Here is a 22,075-nt window from a genome sequence, read left to right as displayed (position 1 = left end):
AGTATGTAACGAGATACATGTTATAGCCCCAGCCGGAACAATTCGATTTACGAAGATTAGCCTTTATCTTCTGTGGGTAAATAATTGTCAAAGCACCGTACATTATACGGTTATAGATGTTTTGATTTTGGCGCAAAATATCCTGTTTGAATTAAAAACAGGGGCGAGTGATGCACAAAAAACTAGAAATCGTTAAGGGTAGGGGTGCATCATCGTCTGAACAAAATCAGATGCCCTCAAAAATGATTGATAAAAGCGATTTGCACTATCGGATTGCGGTTGACACCTATGTTTATAAAGGTCAGGAAACCGGTACCCTGGTTTTAAATCCAGAAAAACGCAAGACATTTTTCGAACAGCTTTCTCAGGTACGTTCTTTGCTATTACGGGAGGAACAAAATCCGCTTCTGGAAGAAGGGGCATACAGCCATTACAGTCGTGATCGCGAAGGAGAGTATTATCTTACCTATGAAGCCCTGACGCTTTTAATTCAAAGAAAGCTGCGCTGGCAAAGAGCATCTGCCTCGGGGCTTGCCTACAATTACCGAAACATTTACGTCATTAAAAACAATCCAGGCTTGTTGTTGGAAATGTTCTCGGTGTTGTCGTTACAGAATCATGACGATGCAAAGTTCATTTACATTCACGGCATCCAAGTAGTTGCGTTTTATTTGCGCAATGAGGAGGGCGTGATTAAATGCTTCATTGTGGATTCTGAAACTGCTAGAGATGACCCGACAGCAGAAATTATTAACAGCATTTACCGCATCTTTCCTGAAGCAACTATTTATCTCAATAACACGCTGTTACAGAAAGATTATTACAGTTGCGCTACCTTTGCCTTCAAATGCCTGTTGTATTTTGTCAAACATGGGAGAGAGGTGTTTCCCTGGCTGGAGCTTAATATAGGAATTGCTCCTGAGGTGAGAAAAATAATTATCACATTGTCGCCAGGAATGTTGATGCCAGCCTTATTAAAAATGAGCCAAAGCAGGCTGGAACTGTCTGACGAGCTATTGGATTCCTATGTCAGTTATAAGAAAAAAATAACTTTGCGTGATTATTTTTCAAGGTATTCTGTGAGCTTTCATGACAAAAGCTACAATTTTTCAGCCCTGGAAAAAAAATACAAGTATCTGGCGTTGATCAATGAGCTGATTTTGGATACGTCACGCAGGGAGCCTGTCAATCCCAATCCAGAGTGCAAGCTGCCTTCGTCGCTTTCCAGACAGCACGCACGTTATTCTCGCATGCCAAGACACACAACGCTTTTTACTCAGGCAAACAACAACATCATAACTCGATATCTTGATATTATGGCTTTTTGTGATAATCAATCCAGCTCGTCGGAGGACGCAGACAATAGGATATGTTTATCTCGGGTACGGAGGATCACAAAAAAATTCCCGAACTTTCTGTGCGATTATCAGAGGCAATTTCATGAGGTTGAGCTTTCAACATCGGGAAAACTCAAAAAGCTTCTCTATATTGCAGGCGGTATGGAAGCGAATACGGTGGATCACATTGCCTTGTATTTGAACTACGCGAACAAGTTGCTCAGGTTGTTCGAAACTTCTGATAAAGCCATTGCTTATTTGCAAAAATACGCGCAACAGGAATCAAAACAACCCGTCCATGATGCCTGTTTATTTAGATTGCCTGTGTCTGGATCAGGTATTTGGACCCGTGAATATTGGGCCACATTAGTTATGGAACATGGCTTGGAAGCCCTCAAATACCTTCCTCTGGCACCACGCATTGAAGCGTTACGCAATGCGCTGATAACCCAATCTGGAGCAGCCACAAATAGCACAGGTTCCAGTTCGAACGAGCTGGAGCTGTGCCGTGATCTGGTTCTTCAGTATCGTTATCCGCGCGCTGATGAAAATCCACAACTGGCTAAACTGTGTCACAGACATCTGATAGCTGATGAAACATTCAATCGTACCCTTGAAATCGTCAAGAACTTGAAATCTTTTGATTTTTTGCCGGAAATAACCATCCGTGGTGAAGAAATCAATAGCAGTTTGAGCCAGTTTCTTTTCAAAAAACTGCCCGTCGGGGATTATGAAGGTTTGTTTTTAGGCATGGAAACGGCATGTTGCCAATCGATTGGCCAGACAGGCGAACCTTGCGCCCTGCATGGCATGCGTTCACTTATGAGCGGTTTTTATGTCATTTATGATAAAACAGGCCAGATTGTGGCACAACTTTGGGCCTGGATTGGTACAGAGTCGGAGTTGGTGTTTGATTCCTTTGAACGCCGCCATACCAAGTTCAATTTTCTGTGTGAACCATTTGTTAACCGAGCCGCTGAGCTCTTGTTGCAGCAGGGCTTTGATCGGGTTTTAATTGGAAGGGGAAATACTCCGAGCGCACGTTGGGCTTCCAGTCAAAATCCTGCAAAACAATACGAACCAGCCAGTTATGGTGATGCCAGCGAGCAAAAGCTGGTTAAGGAAGCTTCGCTGTCGCGTACTCTGTTAGAAAAATATCAGGTCTATGCAATGCAAACCGATGCCTCCTTGCTTCAATATCAACATTTATTCGCAGCGGAGACTGACAGTGGATTGTTTGAGGCCGGGCTTGCCGACTTGATCCAGACTGGACAAATCGATTACACCAAGTTACTCCAGATAATTTGTTTTTGTTATCGGACAAATTATGCCTTTTTACACCGGAAAAGCTCGCAGATTGAAACCTTGTTGACCGTTCTGCTAAATCAGTTCAGTACCCGGGGGGAATCATTTTTAATGATTAAAGACAAGGACAACAATACCGTTCTGGATTTGGTACTTCGCAATGGGAGCCTGGATTTGCATATTTTGTGTCTGGAGTCCTTGTCCAGGAATCCGGATAGGGCGCTTTTTTGGACAGGTGAGGGAAAAATAAGTCGCATGGCGCACATTGCTGCCCGACAAAATGCGTTCAGCACCCTCACCTGGATACATACCCGTTATTATCCCGATCTATCCTGGGGAGCATTTATTGCTTTAACCGATGAAGATGGTCTGTCAGTCCTTGCCTGCGCGGCAAAAAACGAGCACCCGGAGTTAGTGCGAGCTATCCTTTTGCGCATTACTGAACGTGATATCTTACACCGTCTGGTGAAACAGCCTTTTCTAAGGGAGTGGACTAGAACTCTGGGTGAATCCGGCCCGGGTATTTTGCATTTTCTGGCGAAATACAACGATATTCAAAGTCTGGAGTATCTCTGTTCCAAAATAGAGGGCACAGCGCTTTGTGAATTGCTTAATCAAAATGTAGTAATGTACCTGCATGGTTTTAATTGGGTTGCCAAGCCGATATTTGTTGCTATCATTTGTCGTGCCTGGTCCTTTTTGCGCTTACTCTTTCAGCGTTTTTATTCCAGCGACGTAATAAGCTCGTTTATATTCCACCCCTCCATGTGCAGTCGTATTAATTTACTTAACTATGCTCTCATGGAAGGCGATCGTGAGTTGCTGGCGTTTTTGCACAGTTATTATCCGGAGGAAGTGCAATGGTTGCAAATCTTGCTGAAGCAAAGCCACCAAACCTCTGTTAATGCAATCTGTGCTGCGATGTCTTCCGGGGCCAAGTCATTATCTGGTGCCATGTATCTTATTGATCATATGGTCTCTTTTGACAATTTGCATCAATTGCTCTCTTTTAAGCCTTATACTTGGAGCGACCCTCTGCTTGGATTATCTGAACATCCAGGGAGTGAAGAATCCAAGCGGTTACTTAGGAAGGTTATGGCACGGTATGAACCACACAGAGACAAATGGGGTGCACTTACCGAGCCATCCATAATCCGTACGGTGATCAGCTATCATGATCTGGATTTTTTCGCCGAATATCTGGCATTTATCCACCGGGATCAAGCATTATTTGATGCATTAATTGATGAGAAGATCCATGATGGTTTGATGATCGAGGTGCTTAGAATGCACCAATTTGCAAACGTTCCTCTTTCTGAACAGAAAGAACAGCAGTTTCTCGATTGTTTATTGATGCATTGTACGGAACCTCAAATAAAACACGTGCTGCGTGAATGCGATTACAGTCTGGTCTCGCCTACAAGTTTTGAGTATCTGATGACACTCGCGGCCTTAATAGACGAGGGAAGGTATTGGAACGAATGGGCAAGCCTTAAGAATCGTAAACTCCGTGAGGGCATTTTCATAAATGCCAGGGATTCTTTTGTTCTCACGGATCGCCTGATTGAATGTTATATATTCTGGCATGGCCAGGCATCTGTCCATGCGATGCTTCAATCCAAGTTTGAAAATTCATTTCATTGTGTTGTTCATCATGACAATTTAAAACTGCTGCAACATTTGTATCCGCTGTTTTGTTCTAACCAGCAATGGATAAAAAATCTGCTTCTAAAGCTGTTGATGGGTACTTTTCAGCAGCACCGTGTTCTCAACACAACTCTTTGGCTCATTGAACAGGAGGCAGTCTCTTTCGAAATACTACAGGAGTTTATCGGTGTGGAGGTGCGCAGGTCGTTGTTTGAAGGGTGTTATAATGCCGATTATTGCGAAGTAATCGTTGTCGCCGCCCTTTGGAATGCCTGTGTCAGAAAAGGGGCTGACGCGGAGAGTCTGCGCGCACTTATCTGCAGTATATTCCAAAACGTATTTTTCAAGCTTTTGTCGGCTATAGACAACACGAGAAATTCCAGGATTGAACACATGAGAGAGCTCAATGGCATTAAAATTCTGATAGATGAGTGGTTGAAATTTCAGTATCCGGATTACAGGTGCTGTTTTGAAATGGCTAATTCGCAAAGTGCTGACAAAAAAACATTGTTTAATTTTGCTTGCGCCAGATCGAAAATGGATTTGGTACAATTGATCTTGTTGCGTTGTAATCAGAATCAGCGTGAGGTGTTGGTCGAAACGTATAAAGCCGGTGCTTCGGAGAACGAGCTGGCCATTGTGCCGGAATTGATAGCGCTGTGTCAGCATTACAAGCATCTTGATGATTTGCTGGAGCTCAAAATAAAAATTACTGATCCCGATACCGCGGAATCAACTGTTTTTTTACAAGCGTCACCGGAAGAACAGGACATATTGCGCACCTTGCTCGACGAGGTAGATCCTGAACGATTATTTTACTGTGACAGTCAAAAGGATCTGCACATCATTGCTTCGGAAACCATAGACAGGATCTGGAAAGAGGTCCAGCAATTTTTACCGAGGTTTAACGAGGAGCCGGTATACCAAAGCCTGTCCATCTCACCATGATCTATTGGATTGCAACCACCTGCAAATTTGAGACTTGACCTCAGCACATTATCCGGTTTTCAACGTGGTTGGGGGTAATCCTATTTTATTTAAGGCAGAGGTTAAGGAGTTGTGTTCTCTCATTGCATATAAATCAAAAGGTTCTTGAACGGGAATACCCAGGGCTTCTTCAAATGCTCGTTGATTACCAGGAGTCAGAACAAGATGAGGAGTATTATCCCCCAGATTGGAAGTAAATATTCCTGCAGCACTAATGGGGAGAAAATCTTCATAAATAATGGGGGTAAATTCTAAATATCCATCGGAGATCAACTCATTCACCGTTTTATTGGCTAGTGTTCCGGCATGCGGAATGCCTTTTTCAGTAGCATGATATTCCAGATAAACCAACCCTTGGTTCATCAGTTCATGCAGTGAGTCGGGGAAGGCTAAAAATTGATTGTGCAGAACCTGATAATATTCTGCTGCATTGCTTCCATCAAGAGCGGGAATAATGGTGCAGCGAACCTGATTGAGGAGGTGCTCGTACAATGCTCTTCCTTTAGGCGTCAAAGCAATTCCTCTTTGTTCAATTTCGCCAAAACGTGCCTTATGAGTTCCTTTGACCTCACCTCCCTGCTTCGTGGGAAAGTAAATCGCTTCTTCCAATGCTTTGAATGACGTTTGACGTAATAATATAGGGACATTTCGTTCGGGAGGCCCTTCAATTATCGCTTTTGGGTTAAGTCCTAGCTCATGCATTTTTTTTTGGACGGCAGTGATGTCCAGAGTACGTGGTGTGAGATGGTTGATATGGGGGCCTTTAAAACAAACGATGTCAGCTATTAAGGGATGTATTGTTTCCAGAATATGATGCTGTTCCAATGAGGTAGTCGCTTGATCATGCCAACGAAAGGTCTCTAAGGCTTCATGAACAAATTCTTGAGCCTGAATCCTTGATAATCCACCATTATCAGCATTGATCGCTATCAGTTCTCTGACTCTGGGGGTGAAAATAGAGCGAGAAGCCAATATGTGTTCTGCCATGAGGCGAATTTTCGGATCGTCTATGAGTTCGATGCGTAACAGCGAAGTAAATACTCGAAATGGATTTTTTTTTAAATCAATGTCCGTTACCGGTCTGAACGCTGTTGCGTGAACGGGTATGCCTGCGATGGAAAGATCGTAATAGCCGACCGGATACATGCCCATAACTGCAAATAATTCCCGCATGGTTTGCAATTCTGCTGCTGTTCCCAGTCGAATAGCACCATGTCGTTCTTCGTTGATTCTTGCGAGATCGTCATTCTTTTTTAATGCAGCAAGTAACTCAGGATGTGCTGCGAGTGTTGCCGTGTTGACCTCATCAACAATTTGCAACAGGGTTCCATATTGAGGAACCTCCTTTCGATACATGTCAGACATTGCTCTTGAAAAGAGAGTACGAATCACATGTTGTTCAACACGTTCCATGATTTATCCAAGAACATCCAGAGGCTCATCTCATCATTATAGTAGAAAAAATTTGGATAAATTTGTTAGTGAGCAGGGGGTGGCGAGGGGGGCGCCATTTATACTATGAAAAAGGCGTGATTTATGTTCACCGCTTAGGTTCTGTGTATACAATAATATTCTTGATTGAATTGCTTCACTACCTTAGATCATTTTTATTCCTGGATTGACGGCTGAACATTTATGTGTCAATTTAAAAATGAAGGCCGCTTTTTCAAATCATAAATAATCTAAGGATGGATATTATGTCTCATAAGAAAAATCGTAGTCTTAAATTTGTGCAAGGATTAGGTTATGGGGTTTTAACAGGAGTCAGTGCCGTCGGCGTCGTTGTTTTTGCCACGGCTACTGTTGGTTTTTCCGTCACCATTATAGGTGTTCCAGTGGCCATTCTTTGTTTAGCTGCTACTGGGGGATGTGTTGCAGGAACAGTGTATTTTGGTTATAAAACCGGGCACAAATTCGTTCATGCCTTTGAATCAGAGGATCACCAACCGAATTACCTTACAAACACTGATATCAAGCATGTATCGGAACATTTTTCCCAACATCAGATTCAGGAAAATAGACCTCAATTAATGAATCAGGCTGATATTACTGGTTCATCAAAGCCATTTTTTGCTCCAGCATCCAGCCAAAGTGCTTCGAATGCTCCTGTCATGGATACCGTTACCTCAAGCGTCTTTGAGGATGATGCAGTTGTAAAGGCTGGTATGTAATTTGAACGAACACCAGGGGGGCTTTGTTATGAGTCCCCGCACTTGGATTCTGAATATATTTTGACAATATTCCTGCCTGAATTTTTTGCTTTATATAATGCATTATCTGCTCTTAAGATAATCGATTCCAAGGTGTCATTTTTTTGAAATGACGTTACGCCGAAACTTACTGTAATATGGATGCCATGAGAAAATTGATGAAGTTTAATGACCTGGCGGATGTGTTCAGCTAAAATAGCCGCTTGCTCCAAACTTGTTTTTGGAGTGACAATTAAAAATTCTTCACCTCCCCATCGTGATACAATATCGCTGCTTCTTGATGATTTTTTTAATAGATTGGCTAACTCAAGTAATATTAAATCCCCTACAGTATGCCCCAAAGAGTCATTGATGGATTTAAAAAAATCGATATCAATTATGATCACCGAAAGTTCGTTGTTATAACGGTTGATTTGTTTCTTTTCGTATTCAAAAAGTTCCTTCACTTTATATCGATTATATAAACCGGTCAGTTGGTCTGTAAAAGATAATTTTTTTAAAGTTAATTTTTCCTGTTCCAATAATTGGTTCGCCCGCCTGAGCTCATCGGTTCGTTCCTGCACCTTTCGTTCCAACTCCAAATTCAAAGTCCTCAAGTCCTCGGTTTGTTGTTCTTTAACTTGTTCGTAGCTGTTAACAATAAAGTACAGGCAAATAATTGCAAAGCTACTCACCAATACATCAAGATGAGAATAGCCGATTAGGTCAATAAAAAAGACATCACCTATGAAAATCGCGCTCATAATAGCCATCATCCAAAGCAAACCCTGCTTTCTTCCTTTCAGGAACAGTGCTGTGGACATTAATAAAAAAAAGAACGACAAACGAAGAGTATAGGGAAAATTTAATAAATAAAGTGTTATTGCCATAATATAGGATTGTACTAAAACAAAAGTACATACCCGTTCAATGTGTTCTAAATGACGATTTAAATAAAAAAGGAAGTAAAATCCTGTAACTGAGTAACTCAGGGTAATCAGGCCAAGGAGAGTACTTTCGTAAAAACGCACCAATCCCATAATCAAACTGGCGCAACACACTATAAAATAAATACGGTTTAAAAAATCATATTTATAGCGAATACTCTGAAATTCTTCCGGTATTTGTTGACTGGATAATTGAAATCTATGATAAAGTTTCTTCAAATTCATACCATCAATTAAGATTGATACATTGATTATACCTCATTTGAGGTTTATTTAAGTAGAAGAATTCGGAGTGATTCGAATACACTCTGGATGATAACGGTTATATGATAAGAATGACCTCAAATTAGATTATCGTTTGGGCATAGAGGTCATCAAAGAGTGCTCCGATATTCCCGTTACATTCTGAATGTACTGTCAGCAGACATTGGATTGCCCAATTTCATACCGGAAAGGTACTTATCAAAAATAGCGTAATTATCTATTTGATTGTCGGTTTTAAGTATCGGGAATACGATGTGATCAAAGCAATCTGATCTTTTTTCAATTTCTTCTCGATAGAGTTCTGCAACCACTTCTGGCGTGTTTTTAAAGGCGCCACATCCCCAGGCACCAAGAATAACATTGGTTTTTCCCTCAATAATCAAGGTATCTAATTGAGCGCCAATACGGCGTCTTAAATCATTTTTGTAGTGCTCTAATGCTTCTTTATCGTCCATGTCTATATTCATGGCTACTCGCTCCGGGGCTGCAGAGCGTAACTCGTAGAATGAAAAGACATCCGATTGAGGCAAAAGGCCAAAACTTAAAAAACTGTCTGGTACAAGAGCAAATCTTGATGTGCCCAGATCTTCACAATTGGATGGAACCAGAACTTCTGCTCCTCTAAAGCAAATCCTTTGATCAGGGGAAAAGTATACTTTAAAGGCTTCAGTAATCGGTAAGCCTCGTGCTACTTGTAACCTTATAAGCTCATCCTGGCTCATAGGTACTTGGCCCTGGAGGAGTTCTGCCGCTTCGTCTGTATAACGAAACGTTCTCGAATTTAAATCCAGTTGGACTATTTTGTCTAATAAACTAAGGGCGCAGGAGCTTCTCAACCACATGTTTTCTTCCTGAGCACTTCCTCCTTCTAAAGCCGCGCCTCCAGGAAAACGTGAATTAGCCATGTTAAGAACTGAATAAGGGGTGCCGTATTTTTTTGTTGCATCAAGAGTAGCACGTCCCCAATCTTGATAGATTACTTCAACTGACCTGGGAAAATCTGCTCTTTTTTGAGCCCATAGTTTTAAGTTTAATTCAGCCTGTGTCTGTAATGCATTTAATTTTTGGGGGTCGGTGATTATTTGTAAGGTCTTACCCATGTTTTCATGCCGCCAGTCTTCACCGGTGATAGCGCCTTTTAAAAAAAAGGGCTTGTGTTCTGCGTGAACGTTTAGGATCACGTTGGTATGCTTATGCGGACGACTTGCTAGTCGCCATAGTCTGGTGAACATAATATGAATCCTTTATCCCTTGTGCTTAAAGATGTCATTTTGACATCCTTAGTGGATTATAAATAATTCAACTGTCTTAAACAAGCTCATTTGACCTATGAGTTCACATTAAATACAAAAAACAATCAGACCAGATTAATACACGAAATCAATCGGGTCTGAAGAACTCTTTATTCCAAAACAGAGCCTTTGGGTGTTTCTTTCTCAGTTAATGAGTTACTGGACACCAGCGTTGAAACCATGTATTCAATAAGACCGTCTTTGTGACCCATTGGTATTTCTTTGGGTACAGTAATCAATCTTTGTGTTTCTGTAGCATCATATCGATCATTTAATTTGTCCAGCTCACCTGAATTGATTACTACTTCAGCATCTGCCAATGTGATTAATCGATGTTCCGGGGCTATCAAACCCATAGCTTGAGCCTTTTCGTTCATCTGTTCCAATTCATGGGGATATGCTGGACCTCCATGAAAGACTGTTTCAATAGCATAAATTCTTTTTTTGTAATCAATATTTTCCCAATGTCTGACAAAAGCAGGTTCACTTGCAGCCATGAACGTCGACAAGATGCGTCCTGGCCCACAGACTTCAATAATGCTTATGACATCATCCTGAACGACAGGCCTCCAATCATCATTCTCTGTTGCTCCTATGATGGCGGTCACTTCGTTATTGTTTCTGGTCATCGTGACGATGCTTTGATAGGCTTGAGGGTTATCCTGATCGGCTTGGCCGATCATGAACTCATCGTATCGTTTAAACATTGCTTCATTCAGATACAATAATTTCTGAGGGATGGTATATACCTTGGGAAGTCCCGTGACCATAATATATCCTCGGCAAGGCACGATTGATAAGCCAGCGGCATAAGGCTTCACTGTTTCTTTGCAAGGTGAAAAAGACAGAAAATATTTACTGTCATTGTCACGAATATACCCGACGATATCCAATGAACGTGATTTTTTGCTCGTCTCTAATTTTCTACCCAGGCGTTCTGTTTTCATTATTGCTTGAATTTCGCTTACACCTTCAGTTCCACGATAAAGTATATCTGGCCCTGAGGGGAGCGTTTCTGTCAGTTTTTGTATTCGTTGCTCTTTTTGGTCCGACCTAAGGGATGGGTACGTAGTATCCAGTTTTTTGAATCGTTTATCCTTGATGTCGTTTAATACTTGATGTGAAAAGAGACGCCTGGTTGTTTTATCAAAAAATGATTTCATAGTGTAAACTCTTAATGATGGTTCTGTTTTGAGCGTTATGCTTTATTTTAAGACTAGCGCATCCTTGCAGGCAGTCAAGTCGTTTAGGCTCTGATAAAATCTGAAAGCAAGCGATTTCAATACGCTGCTGTATTTTTAAATTTTCAATTTTAATTAAGGCACGTGATTTATCTCTTCATTTTCAATGAAGTAGAAAAGTCATCATTTTGAAGACAGGCTTCTAATAATGCCTTTACAAAATCCACTTTTTCTACAGGATCTAAATCTGAATTAAGTATTTGCTTGGTCATTTGTTGAAATTTTTCTACCATGCTGGAATAAGTAGTATGAGGTTCCTCTTGCATAAACTTTGAAGTCCACGGGTGTTTTAAAGCCAGGTTCATGCCTTCAATCATGGATGAGATAATTAACTTGCGACTTGATGAGGAAAGAATTACATCGTCAGTACTCGAACTAACACCAGTATTAGAATTCATACCACCCGAAATGGCCATTGCTTTAACAGGCACATTGTCTGCTTCCTCGGTGAGTTTGTGTTTTCTGGATCTTCCTGCTACTGGAGCAGAGAAAAAAGCGGGAGCCAGATCATTACTGGGGACTTTAAAACTCTTGGGGGTATTGCTATTGATAAAAGTGGGTTCTAACCAGTTAACCAGTCGATCCGGGTCGGGTACATGAGTACTAAGTGGGTTATGGGCGCAATCATCGGATATGCTCTGGCCATCACGTATAAATGGCTTATGGTCTTTTACTAAAAAGAACTTTTTGGTTTCTTCAAAAGATGAAAGAATTTTACCTGGATAAATGATAAAGTTGTAACCTAATTTTCCTGCTAACCACATCACAGCAGGGTTTTCCTCCGTCAAATAGTTTTCGGAGCGATGCCTCCAAACGTCCTGAGATACCGCTGTATCATCTCTATGTCTCATGACAAAGCCGTCTGCGTCAGTATCAATAGCTGCCTTGAGTCCATCGGTTGTCTTATAAAGTGGCACCATCTGTTTTATTTGATCTTCGGCATTGTCCCTGCTAATCCAGGTATGCCAGCGCACGATTTCAATGTTTTTGCCCATATCCAAGGCTAATTGATTAATTACAGAAATTTGTTCATCAACAGTTTTATTTCCATGAGTTGCATTAAACTCAGTACTGTTTATCTCCAGGGGGGTAAGGAATTGATCCAGATTCGCTTTTATGTATTCTTCTCCCATGATCAAAGCCTGATTTTTCAGTTCTTCTTCGCTTGCAGTTTCGGGAGGAAGCGAGCGCAGATTGTGCCAGTATATTTCATCGGCTATTAAAAAGGTTGCTTTACCTTTTGAGAGTGTTCCGTTCGGTTTATTCTGGTGCATATCGACAGCATACTGAACCATTGCACCTAGATATTTTCCTTCACATAGCTCATTTCCTCTAATGCTTAAGAGCACCAGATCTTTGGTGTCGGCTAGAGATGGAAAACGACATTTAGCTTTTCCGTTCGCTTTACCATCGAAAATGACAGATGAAAATACACTGTCTTTTGGGCCTTTAACTTTAGACATTTTATATTCCTCTGTGTTATTCGTACCGTGTACATCAAGACACTCATTGTCAATGCATTCAATTAGTTAAATCGAACAATTGGAGTCTTATTTGAACTGGGTGCGCGTACTGGGTAAAGAATAACGTGTAGTTGTGTACTGAACATATTGCATAGTATAAAGCATTTTGAAGAAAAAATAATCATTTTATTTTAAATCGAACTAATTAATCTGATAAAATACAGTTTTCTAATGGACTGTTCCATTAATATACTGATTTTGCTTTTAAAAAATTAATTGCCAGGAGTATTTATCTACTTTATGAGATTTGCAGGGTACATCCATTGTTGTTATTGAGAATATACGACAAGGGTGTGCTCTCTAAGCTATAATGTTAATACAGGCAGGAACTGGTTTTAATACAATGAACGACATGCACAGTATAATCAAAAAAAAAGATGAAGAGATACAACGGCTTACTCAATGCCTGGAAGAAGAACGTTTAAATTTTAAGAATGAATTACAGGCGGTTCAGGACTATTATGAGAGTATTCTCGCTTTTATGCCTGGACATGTGTACTGGCTGGATAGAAATAATGTCTTTTTGGGGTGTAATGATTTACAGGCTAAAAATGCCTGTTTGAACTCAAGAAAAGACATTGTTGGAAAAACAAATTTTGATATGCCCTGGAAAGATCAGGCAGAAGAGCTCAACAGAATTAACAATTTGGTCATGGAAACAGGAATACCTCATACAGCTGAGGAATATGCCATTATGGCTCAGGGTATGGCTATATACATTTCTCAGAAAGTTCCCTTACGCAATAAAAACAATGAAATTATTGGCGTGCTGGGTATTTCCCTGGATATTACGGATCGAAAAAAAATGGAGGTTGCTCTTCGACGCGCAAAAGAGTCCGCTGAAGTAGCAAATCAGGCTAAGACTGAATTTATTACCAACATGAGTCACGACATTCATACCCCGTTAAGTGGTATTGTCGGTATGTCCAAGTTATTGGAAGAGCAGGCAAAAGTACCCGAGCAAAGACAGTATGCGCGCTGGATTAATGAAAGCGGTGAACAATTATTGGGATTGCTTCAGAGTGTATTGGATATTGTCGCTGCAGATAATGTCACGGGAAATGATGTCCAGGTGGAGTTGTTTGATCTGTACAAAAACATTCAGGACATCGCTTATCTGCTTAAACCCACCGTCCAAATGAAGCAAATTCAATTGCGAATTGAGATGGACAAACAGGTGCCTCGCCGGGTGCTTACGGATGGATCAAAATTACATAAGGTACTCTTAAATTTATTGGGAAATGCAGTTAAATTTACCGAGCATGGTGTGGTTACTATTCGAGTAACGACTTTGGCAAACGAAAATGATTATGTTCAGCTTCGATTTAATGTAATTGATACTGGAATAGGTATTCCTCCTGAGCTGCAACTCCGAATTTTTGACCGATTTTTCCGAGCTGTTCCTTCTCATAAAGGCAGACAAGGCGGTTTTGGCGTCGGGCTGCATATTGCACAGAAATATATTGGCATGTTAGGTGGAGAAATTAAACTGGAAAGTGAACCTGGAAAAGGTTCCAATTTTTACTTTACTCTAACCATGAAAGTCGACAGCAGCGAACAACAATGGCTTAATCACGCTTCCAATGTACCTGCATTACCTGATTCTCCGCTTATTCTTCTCGTAGAAGACAATATTCTCTCTCTGCGTCTCCTTGAAACAGTTGTGGAGCAAGCTGGATACCATTTTTATTCAGCAGTTGACGGTGAACATGCACTGGAGTTAATTGAAACGAATGATTTTGATTTAATTTTAACTGATTTGGGAATATCGGGTTTCTCTGGCAAAAACATTACTCAGATGATTCGTGAGTGGGAAAATACAATGCATAAAAAGCCTGTGCCTATTGTTGGCTTGATGCCCAATGAATCGAATGCAGAGGAAAAAGTGTATTTAGAGTATGGAATGAATAAAATTTTGAAAAAACCGATTCATTTAAAAGCCTTGCAGAATATAGTCGGTGAACTGGTTAACCCCGCACCGGATGAGCATGAGGAAATTAATGCCCAAGCCAGGAATTGAACAGCGGACGTATTCGGCTGAGAATAACTTGAACCAGTTATCTGACGGATACACCATTCATAGTGTATTAAAAAATCAACTGTTCCTAATCTTATATTCAAACCAGGAAATACGCATTATATAAAATCCTGATAACAGGTATTAATATTTTAAATGCGCAATTAATGATCAGTTAATCCATTCAATTATATGATGAGTTGTCAATGCAGCAAGAGGAATACCATCATGCCAGACAACAACAGCATCACTAGCAGCAGTTCTTATTCGTCAATCGATTTTTCGCAAGATATTGAGTTGGCGGAATATCAGCCAGAGTCAGAACAAAGCTCTGTGTTGTCTGGAATCCGGCAGCTTGGGGTTGAGGGCACTCGACGGTTTGTTATGCCTGTAGGGGCAGGGTTTCTTTCTGCCAATGCCATGTTTGAGTTATTTGTCACTGTATTGCAAGGATATCCCAATCTGGTTCCTCAAATGAAAAAGATACTGGCAGAGTATCAAATACCTGCTGTAGCGGCTACTTATGCTACTCTGGGTGCTCTTGATGCGGTAGGAGTCAGTGAAGTTAAAGAAACAAATCGTGTTGCTTTGTCTATTATGGAGGGTTTAGGCGCTACGACGTTCAGTCTCCCAATGACCATGGAGATATTGACCCGATTTATTCAATTAATAGAGGGACAACCTCGAAATTCAGATGTATTCATTCCCAATTGGTCCGCTGTCATAATTATTACCTTTTGTGGCATGCTGGGAGTGATCCAGTCAATGCAATCGGATTGTCTGAAAACGAATGCAGCTGATCCTGATAGTGAACAATCGACAATCAATGAAATAGTGACTCATCCATTCATGCTTACTGCTTCGGCAATAATGAAAACTGCAGCCAGCATCCACGGAGTCACTGTAGCGTTTATGGATTTGGCTCAAGTGGATACTCAGGCAGATTTGGAATATTACCTGCGCTGGGGCATTACCTTGGCAGCCGGGGCGATTGGTGGATATGTACTGGGCAGACCTAATCCTGAAGAACGCTATGACGCCATTATTTTAAATCGTACTTTAACAGTAGCCCAACTTTTTACTTTATGCTTGGCTTTTGCTGGGACCTTTTATTTATCTCCAGATGCTGAAAAAACTTATGGAGACGTAGTAGAGGAACAAACTCTTTTATGGACTGCAATGATTCCAGTACTGGTCACTATGATTAACCTGTTTCAGTATCTTTGGGTGGTAAGTCCCTCTTTAATCAATAAATTTGAGAACGTTTTTAATCAGTATCTTGAACCCGTTTTAACAGAACCTGAACAGAATGAGAACCAAGAACTTGCGTTATATTCAGAACACTCTATAAATTATGGTACAGGTGCATATGAACATGATTACAGTAGCTCAGACTCTCAATCTTCTTCATACAGTCTCGGGTTTGATTTGAATAGTTCAAGTGATTTAACTTCTTCAGCTGATGATGCATCTTCTGAATCTGATGAATATTCATCAGATGATGTTTCGTCTGAACTCAGCGAAGAGGAACAATCTGATTCTGATACCCCATCAGAACCAGTGCAAGAAGCCAGGAATAGCGGGGAAGCGATAAGTTATGCTCGCTTGATTGGACGAACCAGCCCCATTTTAAGGGCAGTGCCACCAGCAACGAAATCTGAAGATCCGACGAACTCAGACGTTGTTGAATCAGATCTAAGAATTAAAAATTAATTAACAGGAGAACAAGATGAACAGATTATTAATCGGGTTGTTTGCGCTGGCCACCGTACTTGTATCACCCTTTGCTCAGGCCAAATCACCCACAACACAGTCTAAAAACGCTCCATTGAACTACATGTTTGTGCAAACAGGCCAATCCGGATCATTAATACCTATCACTGGAAAAGCTGGTTTTTATCAATTGAAACTTAAGAATACAGGTGAATACGTTCACTATTTTTCTGATAGACCAAATCGAGTTACAGGAGTATACCCTACAGCACAATTCGTCAATCAGTGGATTAGTAATAATAATCCTAATGGCTTTAATAAAGTAGCGCCTAATGCAGCCTTGAGTGCCCTGAATGTGCATTTACTAAAGAGCAATCAAGTGAATATCATTGTTCAGTTGTCTGAGCCTTCATATAACCCTAAAACGCGGACTATGACTTATATTGCTCAGATTTTACCTGGTGAAAATAATGTAATACCCATGAAACATCTGGATCAGGTTGCTTTGTTTATTGACAGTTACTGTGCCAGTTGTGTAGGTCAAGGATTCTAAATAACCTGATGGGGCAGAAGTTCTCAAAGAAGCAAACAGTAATGTTTGCTTCTCTTTTTTTATTCATCTTTTGAGTTATTAATTAACTGGATGAACTGTTGTAATTCACATACTGTACCGCCACACGCTGGTATAGTAACGGGCTCATTGTTGTAGGTAACCTGAACTGTATAATAATTGCTACCGCTTTCATAGAGCGAAAAATTGAGGTTTGAGGCATAGGGTGGTGGATAGTCCAATGGCGCACCTAAAAAGCTCAATGCTCCTGCAACAGTCGTATCATGGGCAGATAGTAAGACGTATTTGAGTTTTGAGCTCTGCCTACTGCCTGTCTCTAGAAACTTTGCTATGTTGGTCATTATTTTGGTGCTGTAGGCCTTGGCTACTTCTTTGGGCCGCTCCTGAGCCATAAATGCCCAATTACTGGCACTAATTATGGTTTCAAGATCCTCAGCACTTAATCCGGCAGGCATCGGTGCATTATGAATCTGGTGAATATACAGTGTATCTCCAAGTGGTTGTAGATCGTTTAATGATTTGATCGCGTATCCGGTTAATTGGCTCCAGAGTGGGTATTTATTTTTGAGTGCTTCATTTTTTTGTTGCCAATTTTTGTTGGAATAGACATATTGTTGCATGAGTTTTTCGTGTTCTTCACGGCTTAAACGCTGCAAAATGATCTCATCGTATTTCGATGGGGCACTAAAAATAGGAATGGGTTGAAAGCCATTAGGCAATGCGGGTGATGACGATTCTGTGGTCTTTGGCCCGGTTCCCTGTGGGTAGAGACCTAATAGTAAGGATTGGGCGCTCATCAGAGTGCGCTCATAATCAGTAGAGTGAACGTAAAGAGTTCCAAATTCATAGTGTTCAGGCAACAGATGAGTTTGTTCGATGTATTTTTTTCTGAACGCTACACCCAGGTTGTATTCTTGTTGCATGCCTTTGGCGGTTAATTGACCTGGCCCTTCTTGCCATTGATGCGGAACAGTCGGCAAAAGAGTAATCGGTGTTCTATCACCATGACGAATAATATCGATGGCAAAAATAAGTGAGTTGGCTGCAAATAAAACAGACGGGGTGCTAAACAGTAGTGCAAAGGCTAAACGGATTGTATTGCCCATATAGAGTACTCCTTGATCTAATGATGTAGTGTTACTTTGATTATCCATGCCAGAGTGTGTTAACCACTTATCAATTAATTCTTAACGTCACGGAACGTCGAACTCGGAATGGTCAACTGCCTCAGGATGTCTTCAGCCATAATGGCTATACCTTAGCCCTTCGCACTATGAAGAGTATTAAATTAAAAATCAAGGATTGAACCATAATGTGGTAATTGAGCCGCTTCATTCTGCTTTGGTTACATTAGATGACTTTAGGATTTCTGATCCTTTGCGTTCCAAACAGAAAAAAAAACTGTCTTGCCCGCGCAGGCGGGCAACCATTTATCATTTGGCACTGGAGTACGCTGAAATAACGCGTTGGCATACACTAAAAATCAGATTATCCCAAACGCCAAAAGAAGGTGATATAAAGTCTATCCGCGAGTTGACAGAGAGTTTAAACCTGGCGAAAAATAATCCCCGCTGGCTTTATAGCATCGATTTATTTTGCTGAATGGTTGCCCGCCTGCGTGGGCAAGACAGTTTGTTTGTCATGTACAAAGGAGGTGATATGGAGTGTTTCAGTGAGTTGAAATAGAGTTTTAACCTGAAGAAAAATAATCCCGACAGGCTTTTTGGCATCGGTTTATTTTGATGAATGGTTGACCGTCTGTGGGGGCAATACAGATTTTTTTGTCCTGTACAGGGTTAGTTTGGTTTGAACTGTTGACATTTACTTTGTTCCCCCTAATATGGATGAGTGATAATGGAATGATGTACAAGACGACAATGTCGGCAGACACATCTCACCATAAGGATTTGATGGATCGAATATGCATTTAAGTAGTGTCAACATTTATTCGTTTGTTTCTTTGCTTGTTTTGTTGTCGTTAAGCACTCTGATTCTTTTTCTTCTTAAGCCCCGTTTGGCAACTTCCAGTTGGATTGAGCTGGATAAGCGCATGCAGTCCTGGTGGATAATGATCATTTTGCTCATTATGGCTTTGGCAATTAATACCTCTTTGATGTTGTGTTTTTTTGGTTTTGTCAGTTATCTCGCGCTAAAAGAATACATGACTATTATTCCAACGCGTAAGGTTGATCGGCGCATTATATTTATCGCTTATATTTCTATTCCCTTGCAATATTACTGGATTGCGATTCACTGGTATGGCATGTTTATAATTTTTATTCCCATTTTTATGTTTTTGCTGATGCCGATGCGCATGGTTACTTTAAAGCAGACCAAGGGTTTTTTAAAAGCATCTGGAACGATGCAGTGGGGCGTCATGATGACCGTATTTTGTTTGTCTCATATCGCCTATCTAGGGGTACTTCCTGATGATGAAGATTGGCAAAACAAGGGTATTAGCCTGATTGTATATCTTATCGTATTGACCCAGTTAAATGACATCAGTCAATACGTTTGGGGAAAGTCTCTGGGGAAGCGTAAAATTATTCCGGAAATCAGTCCGAATAAAACAGTGGCAGGTTTTTTAGGCGGTGTTTTTACCACTACTATTCTTGCGATGGCACTGGCACCATATTTAACTCCATTTAATTGGTATATGGCTTTGATTGCCGGGTTAATTATCTCGATTTCGGGTTTTATTGGTGATTTGACAATGTCTGCTGTAAAGCGCGATCTGGGGATCAAGGATACTGGTCAGTTACTTCCCGGACACGGAGGAATTCTGGATCGTATGGACAGTGTAATCTATACAGCGCCATTATTTTTTCATTTTATGAGGTATTTTTACTACTGATGAATACGGTACTGAGATTTATCTTTTACCAATTGTTTATTCGCCCTTTTATCTATGTGATTCTTGGATTGAATGTCGCACACAGGGAGCGCTTGCCGCTTCAGGGACCTGCTATTATCGTTGCGAATCATAATTCTCATCTCGACACTATGGTTTTAATGAGTTTGTTCCGCTGGAAATTACAGAACATAATGCAACCTGTTGCTGCTGCAGACTACTTTTTAAAAAAGCCAATTCTTTCGTGGTTTTCACAAAAAATTATTGGCATTATTCCCATACCCCGCAACAGTGGTAAAAATAAAATTGATCCGTTTCTTAAAGTTCAGGAAGCAATTAATGAACAAAAGATTATTATTTTTTATCCTGAAGGTTCACGAGGGGAACCTGAAAAAATGAGTGAGATAAAAAAAGGGATCGCTCATTTGCTTAGCGCAAATCCTGATATTCCAGTATACCCTATTTATATTTATGGCCTGGGTAAATCCTTACCCAAAGACGAGCGATTGCTGGTTCCATTTGTAATTGATGTCATCGTTGGTGAACCTTTTTTGGGAAGCCGTGTCGAATTTTCCCATATGGTTGATACCGTACGAAATTCATTTGATGCATTAAAATTGGAAATTCCGGAACGTGAATGGGAATAGTTTTTTAGCAGACTACATAGGGATATCAAGACAATGAATGAACGAAGAGAAATTAACTCGCGCAATACCTCCTGGGCTCAAGCAATTGCAAACGTATTGGCAAAAACTCAAATAACACCGAACCAAATTTCAATCCTTAGTATTGTTATGTCTTTATTGGCATTCATTGCTTTTTATTATTCATTTAATTATCCCATTTTATTGTTGGTTGCCGTTTTTTTTATTCAAATGAGATTACTGTGTAATCTTTTTGATGGAATGGTAGCGGTAGAATATAAAAAGAAATCCAGGTTAGGGGATATATTCAATGATCTGCCGGATCGATTTGCGGATTTATTTATCCTTCTTGGTTTTAGTTATTCGGTTCAAAATATGCCATTTGCTGTTCAGCTTGGTTGGCTTTGCGTGGTGTTTTCAATGATGACTGCTTATATACGAGTGTTAGGGCGTTCTCTCGGAACCAAAACTTATTTTAGCGGCCCTATGGCCAAACAGCATCGGATGTTTGTGTGTTCTTTATGTGCTGTAGTGCAATACGTTGTTTATTTGATAAATGGTCACTTTCCCATCATTTATTGCGGTTTGTATGTGATTGCTTTAGGTTCCATCATCACCTGTTTTAATCGCCTGGATAAAATTTCCAGTGAAATAAAATTAACCCAATCAAGATGGAGCCGTGAGGTTGCATAGTGAAAATAGAGGCTATATGATTATTTCGTAGTTAAGTCATATCAATTTAAATGAGTGAGTCAGTTACTTAGGGACAAGGAGTTACTATGGGCCACGAGGGAAAAAATACAGCATCTGATTGTGTTGATAACAATTTTAATATTCCAAAAGGATTAGTTGCCAAGAAACGAGATGAATTATTGTTGGCAAAAATTTCAGCTTTAGTAGCCGCAGAACAAAAAGAAACGGATATGACCCATCAAACGGAACATACAACCATTCAAACAGCAACGCGCCTAACCCATCCCACTCAATCAAGACCGATTCTTCACCATAGACGTCCTAGTCGTTTTAATCGTCAATTTTTTATGGAACATCAGGAAAATATGAGTGAGGAAAGTATTTCAGATTCCAATCTGAGTGTTATTGATCACATTAAAAAAGCGGTGGTTCTTGCCAAAAAACGTTATGCGTCGCACACCAGATCTGGTGAACATCCGCGTCATCAATCCGGGTGGTTGACTGTTTGGCGACATGGGGGTGATGGATTGAAAAAGGCAAAAGAGCTCAGCAGGCAAATAAAGATCTTAGACTCTATTGATTTAATACTTCTTAATTTGTCCCATTTCTTTATGGACGTTAACACGCGATACAATAATCATTCTTTTGCTTCTTATTTATTAGATGAACTCAATAGCGTGTTAGAGAGGGGGGGGATGTCTTCTTATCGAGCAGCCGCAGATGCACCTTATGATATATTTTCCTGGGTCAATGTTTCTGGTCAGTTGAAGATATTAAGTCTCGATAAAAAAGAGATGAGTCTGGCATCCATCGCTTTGTCGCATAGTGAATTGGGAGTGCTTTAGCGTTTTGAT

At 40.5% G+C, this 22,075-nt stretch carries 15 protein-coding genes; 9 read left to right on the top strand and 6 right to left on the bottom strand.

The window, feature by feature from the left end; translation table 11 throughout:
• Positions 1-170 precede the first annotated feature (170 nt).
• Positions 171-5,237 (top strand): ankyrin repeat domain-containing protein, encoded by a 5,067-nt coding sequence (locus tag ELY21_RS05790; protein ID WP_127107719.1) that lies wholly within the window; start codon positions 171-173, stop codon positions 5,235-5,237.
• 48 nt (positions 5,238-5,285) lie between these two features.
• Here ELY21_RS05790 and ELY21_RS05785 read toward each other — a convergent pair whose 3' ends face one another.
• The gene (locus ELY21_RS05785; RefSeq protein WP_127107717.1) at positions 5,286-6,689 is read right to left on the bottom strand and encodes a VOC family protein; all 1,404 of its coding nucleotides are present in this window, start codon (positions 6,687-6,689) and stop codon (positions 5,286-5,288) included.
• 284 nt (positions 6,690-6,973) lie between these two features.
• On the opposite strand from ELY21_RS05785, the gene ELY21_RS05780 reads away from it, so the two are divergent.
• Positions 6,974-7,447, top strand: coding sequence for a hypothetical protein (locus tag ELY21_RS05780; protein WP_127107715.1), 474 nt, complete (start codon positions 6,974-6,976; stop codon positions 7,445-7,447).
• Positions 7,448-7,473: 26 nt separating this feature from the next.
• Here the strand turns inward: ELY21_RS05780 and ELY21_RS05775 are convergent, their stop codons facing one another.
• The 4 genes from ELY21_RS05775 to ELY21_RS05760 all read right to left on the bottom strand — a co-directional run bounded on the left by ELY21_RS05775 (position 7,474) and on the right by ELY21_RS05760 (position 12,672).
• Entirely contained in the window at positions 7,474-8,631 is a 1,158-nt protein-coding gene (locus tag ELY21_RS05775) for a GGDEF domain-containing protein (protein WP_158618518.1), read from the bottom strand.
• A gap of 179 nt (positions 8,632-8,810) precedes the next feature.
• Positions 8,811-9,908 carry a poly(ADP-ribose) glycohydrolase domain-containing protein gene (locus ELY21_RS05770; protein ID WP_127107711.1) on the bottom strand — a complete coding sequence of 366 codons (1,098 nt, stop codon included), beginning with the start codon at positions 9,906-9,908 and terminating at the stop codon, positions 8,811-8,813.
• Positions 9,909-10,078: 170 nt separating this feature from the next.
• Positions 10,079-11,131, bottom strand: coding sequence for a hypothetical protein (locus ELY21_RS05765; protein ID WP_127107709.1), 1,053 nt, complete (start codon positions 11,129-11,131; stop codon positions 10,079-10,081).
• Positions 11,132-11,298: 167 nt separating this feature from the next.
• Complete coding sequence (locus ELY21_RS05760) at positions 11,299-12,672, bottom strand: hypothetical protein (RefSeq protein WP_127107707.1); 1,374 nt, start codon at positions 12,670-12,672, stop codon at positions 11,299-11,301.
• A 412-nt stretch (positions 12,673-13,084) separates the two neighbouring features.
• Between ELY21_RS05760 and ELY21_RS05755 the strand changes: the two genes are divergently transcribed.
• The 3 genes from ELY21_RS05755 to ELY21_RS05745 all read left to right on the top strand — a co-directional run bounded on the left by ELY21_RS05755 (position 13,085) and on the right by ELY21_RS05745 (position 17,015).
• A complete protein-coding gene (locus tag ELY21_RS05755; RefSeq protein WP_233588671.1) occupies positions 13,085-14,752 on the top strand; it encodes an ATP-binding protein in 1,668 nt (555 codons plus the stop codon).
• Positions 14,753-14,977: 225 nt separating this feature from the next.
• Positions 14,978-16,462 carry a hypothetical protein gene (locus ELY21_RS05750; RefSeq protein ID WP_127107703.1) on the top strand — a complete coding sequence of 495 codons (1,485 nt, stop codon included), beginning with the start codon at positions 14,978-14,980 and terminating at the stop codon, positions 16,460-16,462.
• 16 nt (positions 16,463-16,478) lie between these two features.
• On the top strand, positions 16,479-17,015 hold the full coding sequence (locus ELY21_RS05745; protein WP_127107701.1) for a hypothetical protein: 537 nt from the start codon (positions 16,479-16,481) through the stop codon (positions 17,013-17,015).
• A gap of 59 nt (positions 17,016-17,074) precedes the next feature.
• Here the strand turns inward: ELY21_RS05745 and ELY21_RS05740 are convergent, their stop codons facing one another.
• Positions 17,075-18,139 carry a histidine phosphatase family protein gene (locus ELY21_RS05740; protein WP_127107699.1) on the bottom strand — a complete coding sequence of 355 codons (1,065 nt, stop codon included), beginning with the start codon at positions 18,137-18,139 and terminating at the stop codon, positions 17,075-17,077.
• Between the two features lie 815 nt (positions 18,140-18,954).
• Here ELY21_RS05740 and ELY21_RS05735 point away from each other — a divergent pair.
• From ELY21_RS05735 to ELY21_RS05720, 4 genes are all read left to right on the top strand, one after another.
• Positions 18,955-19,887 (top strand): phosphatidate cytidylyltransferase, encoded by a 933-nt coding sequence (locus ELY21_RS05735; protein WP_127107697.1) that lies wholly within the window; start codon positions 18,955-18,957, stop codon positions 19,885-19,887.
• Positions 19,887-20,531 (top strand): lysophospholipid acyltransferase family protein, encoded by a 645-nt coding sequence (locus tag ELY21_RS05730; protein WP_127107695.1) that lies wholly within the window; start codon positions 19,887-19,889, stop codon positions 20,529-20,531. The genes ELY21_RS05735 and ELY21_RS05730 overlap by 1 nt, the downstream gene beginning before the upstream one ends.
• A 33-nt stretch (positions 20,532-20,564) precedes the next feature.
• A complete protein-coding gene (locus tag ELY21_RS05725; RefSeq protein ID WP_127107693.1) occupies positions 20,565-21,221 on the top strand; it encodes a CDP-alcohol phosphatidyltransferase family protein in 657 nt (218 codons plus the stop codon).
• 86 nt (positions 21,222-21,307) lie between these two features.
• A complete protein-coding gene (locus ELY21_RS05720) occupies positions 21,308-22,066 on the top strand; it encodes a hypothetical protein (RefSeq protein WP_127107691.1) in 759 nt (252 codons plus the stop codon).
• The last annotated feature ends 9 nt before the right edge of the window (positions 22,067-22,075 follow it).

The sequence above is a fragment of the Legionella sp. km535 genome (assembly GCF_003990085.1).
Taxonomy (GTDB): Bacteria; Pseudomonadota; Gammaproteobacteria; order Legionellales; family Legionellaceae; genus Legionella; species Legionella moravica.
This window is presented reverse-complemented; position numbering and strand designations above follow the sequence as displayed.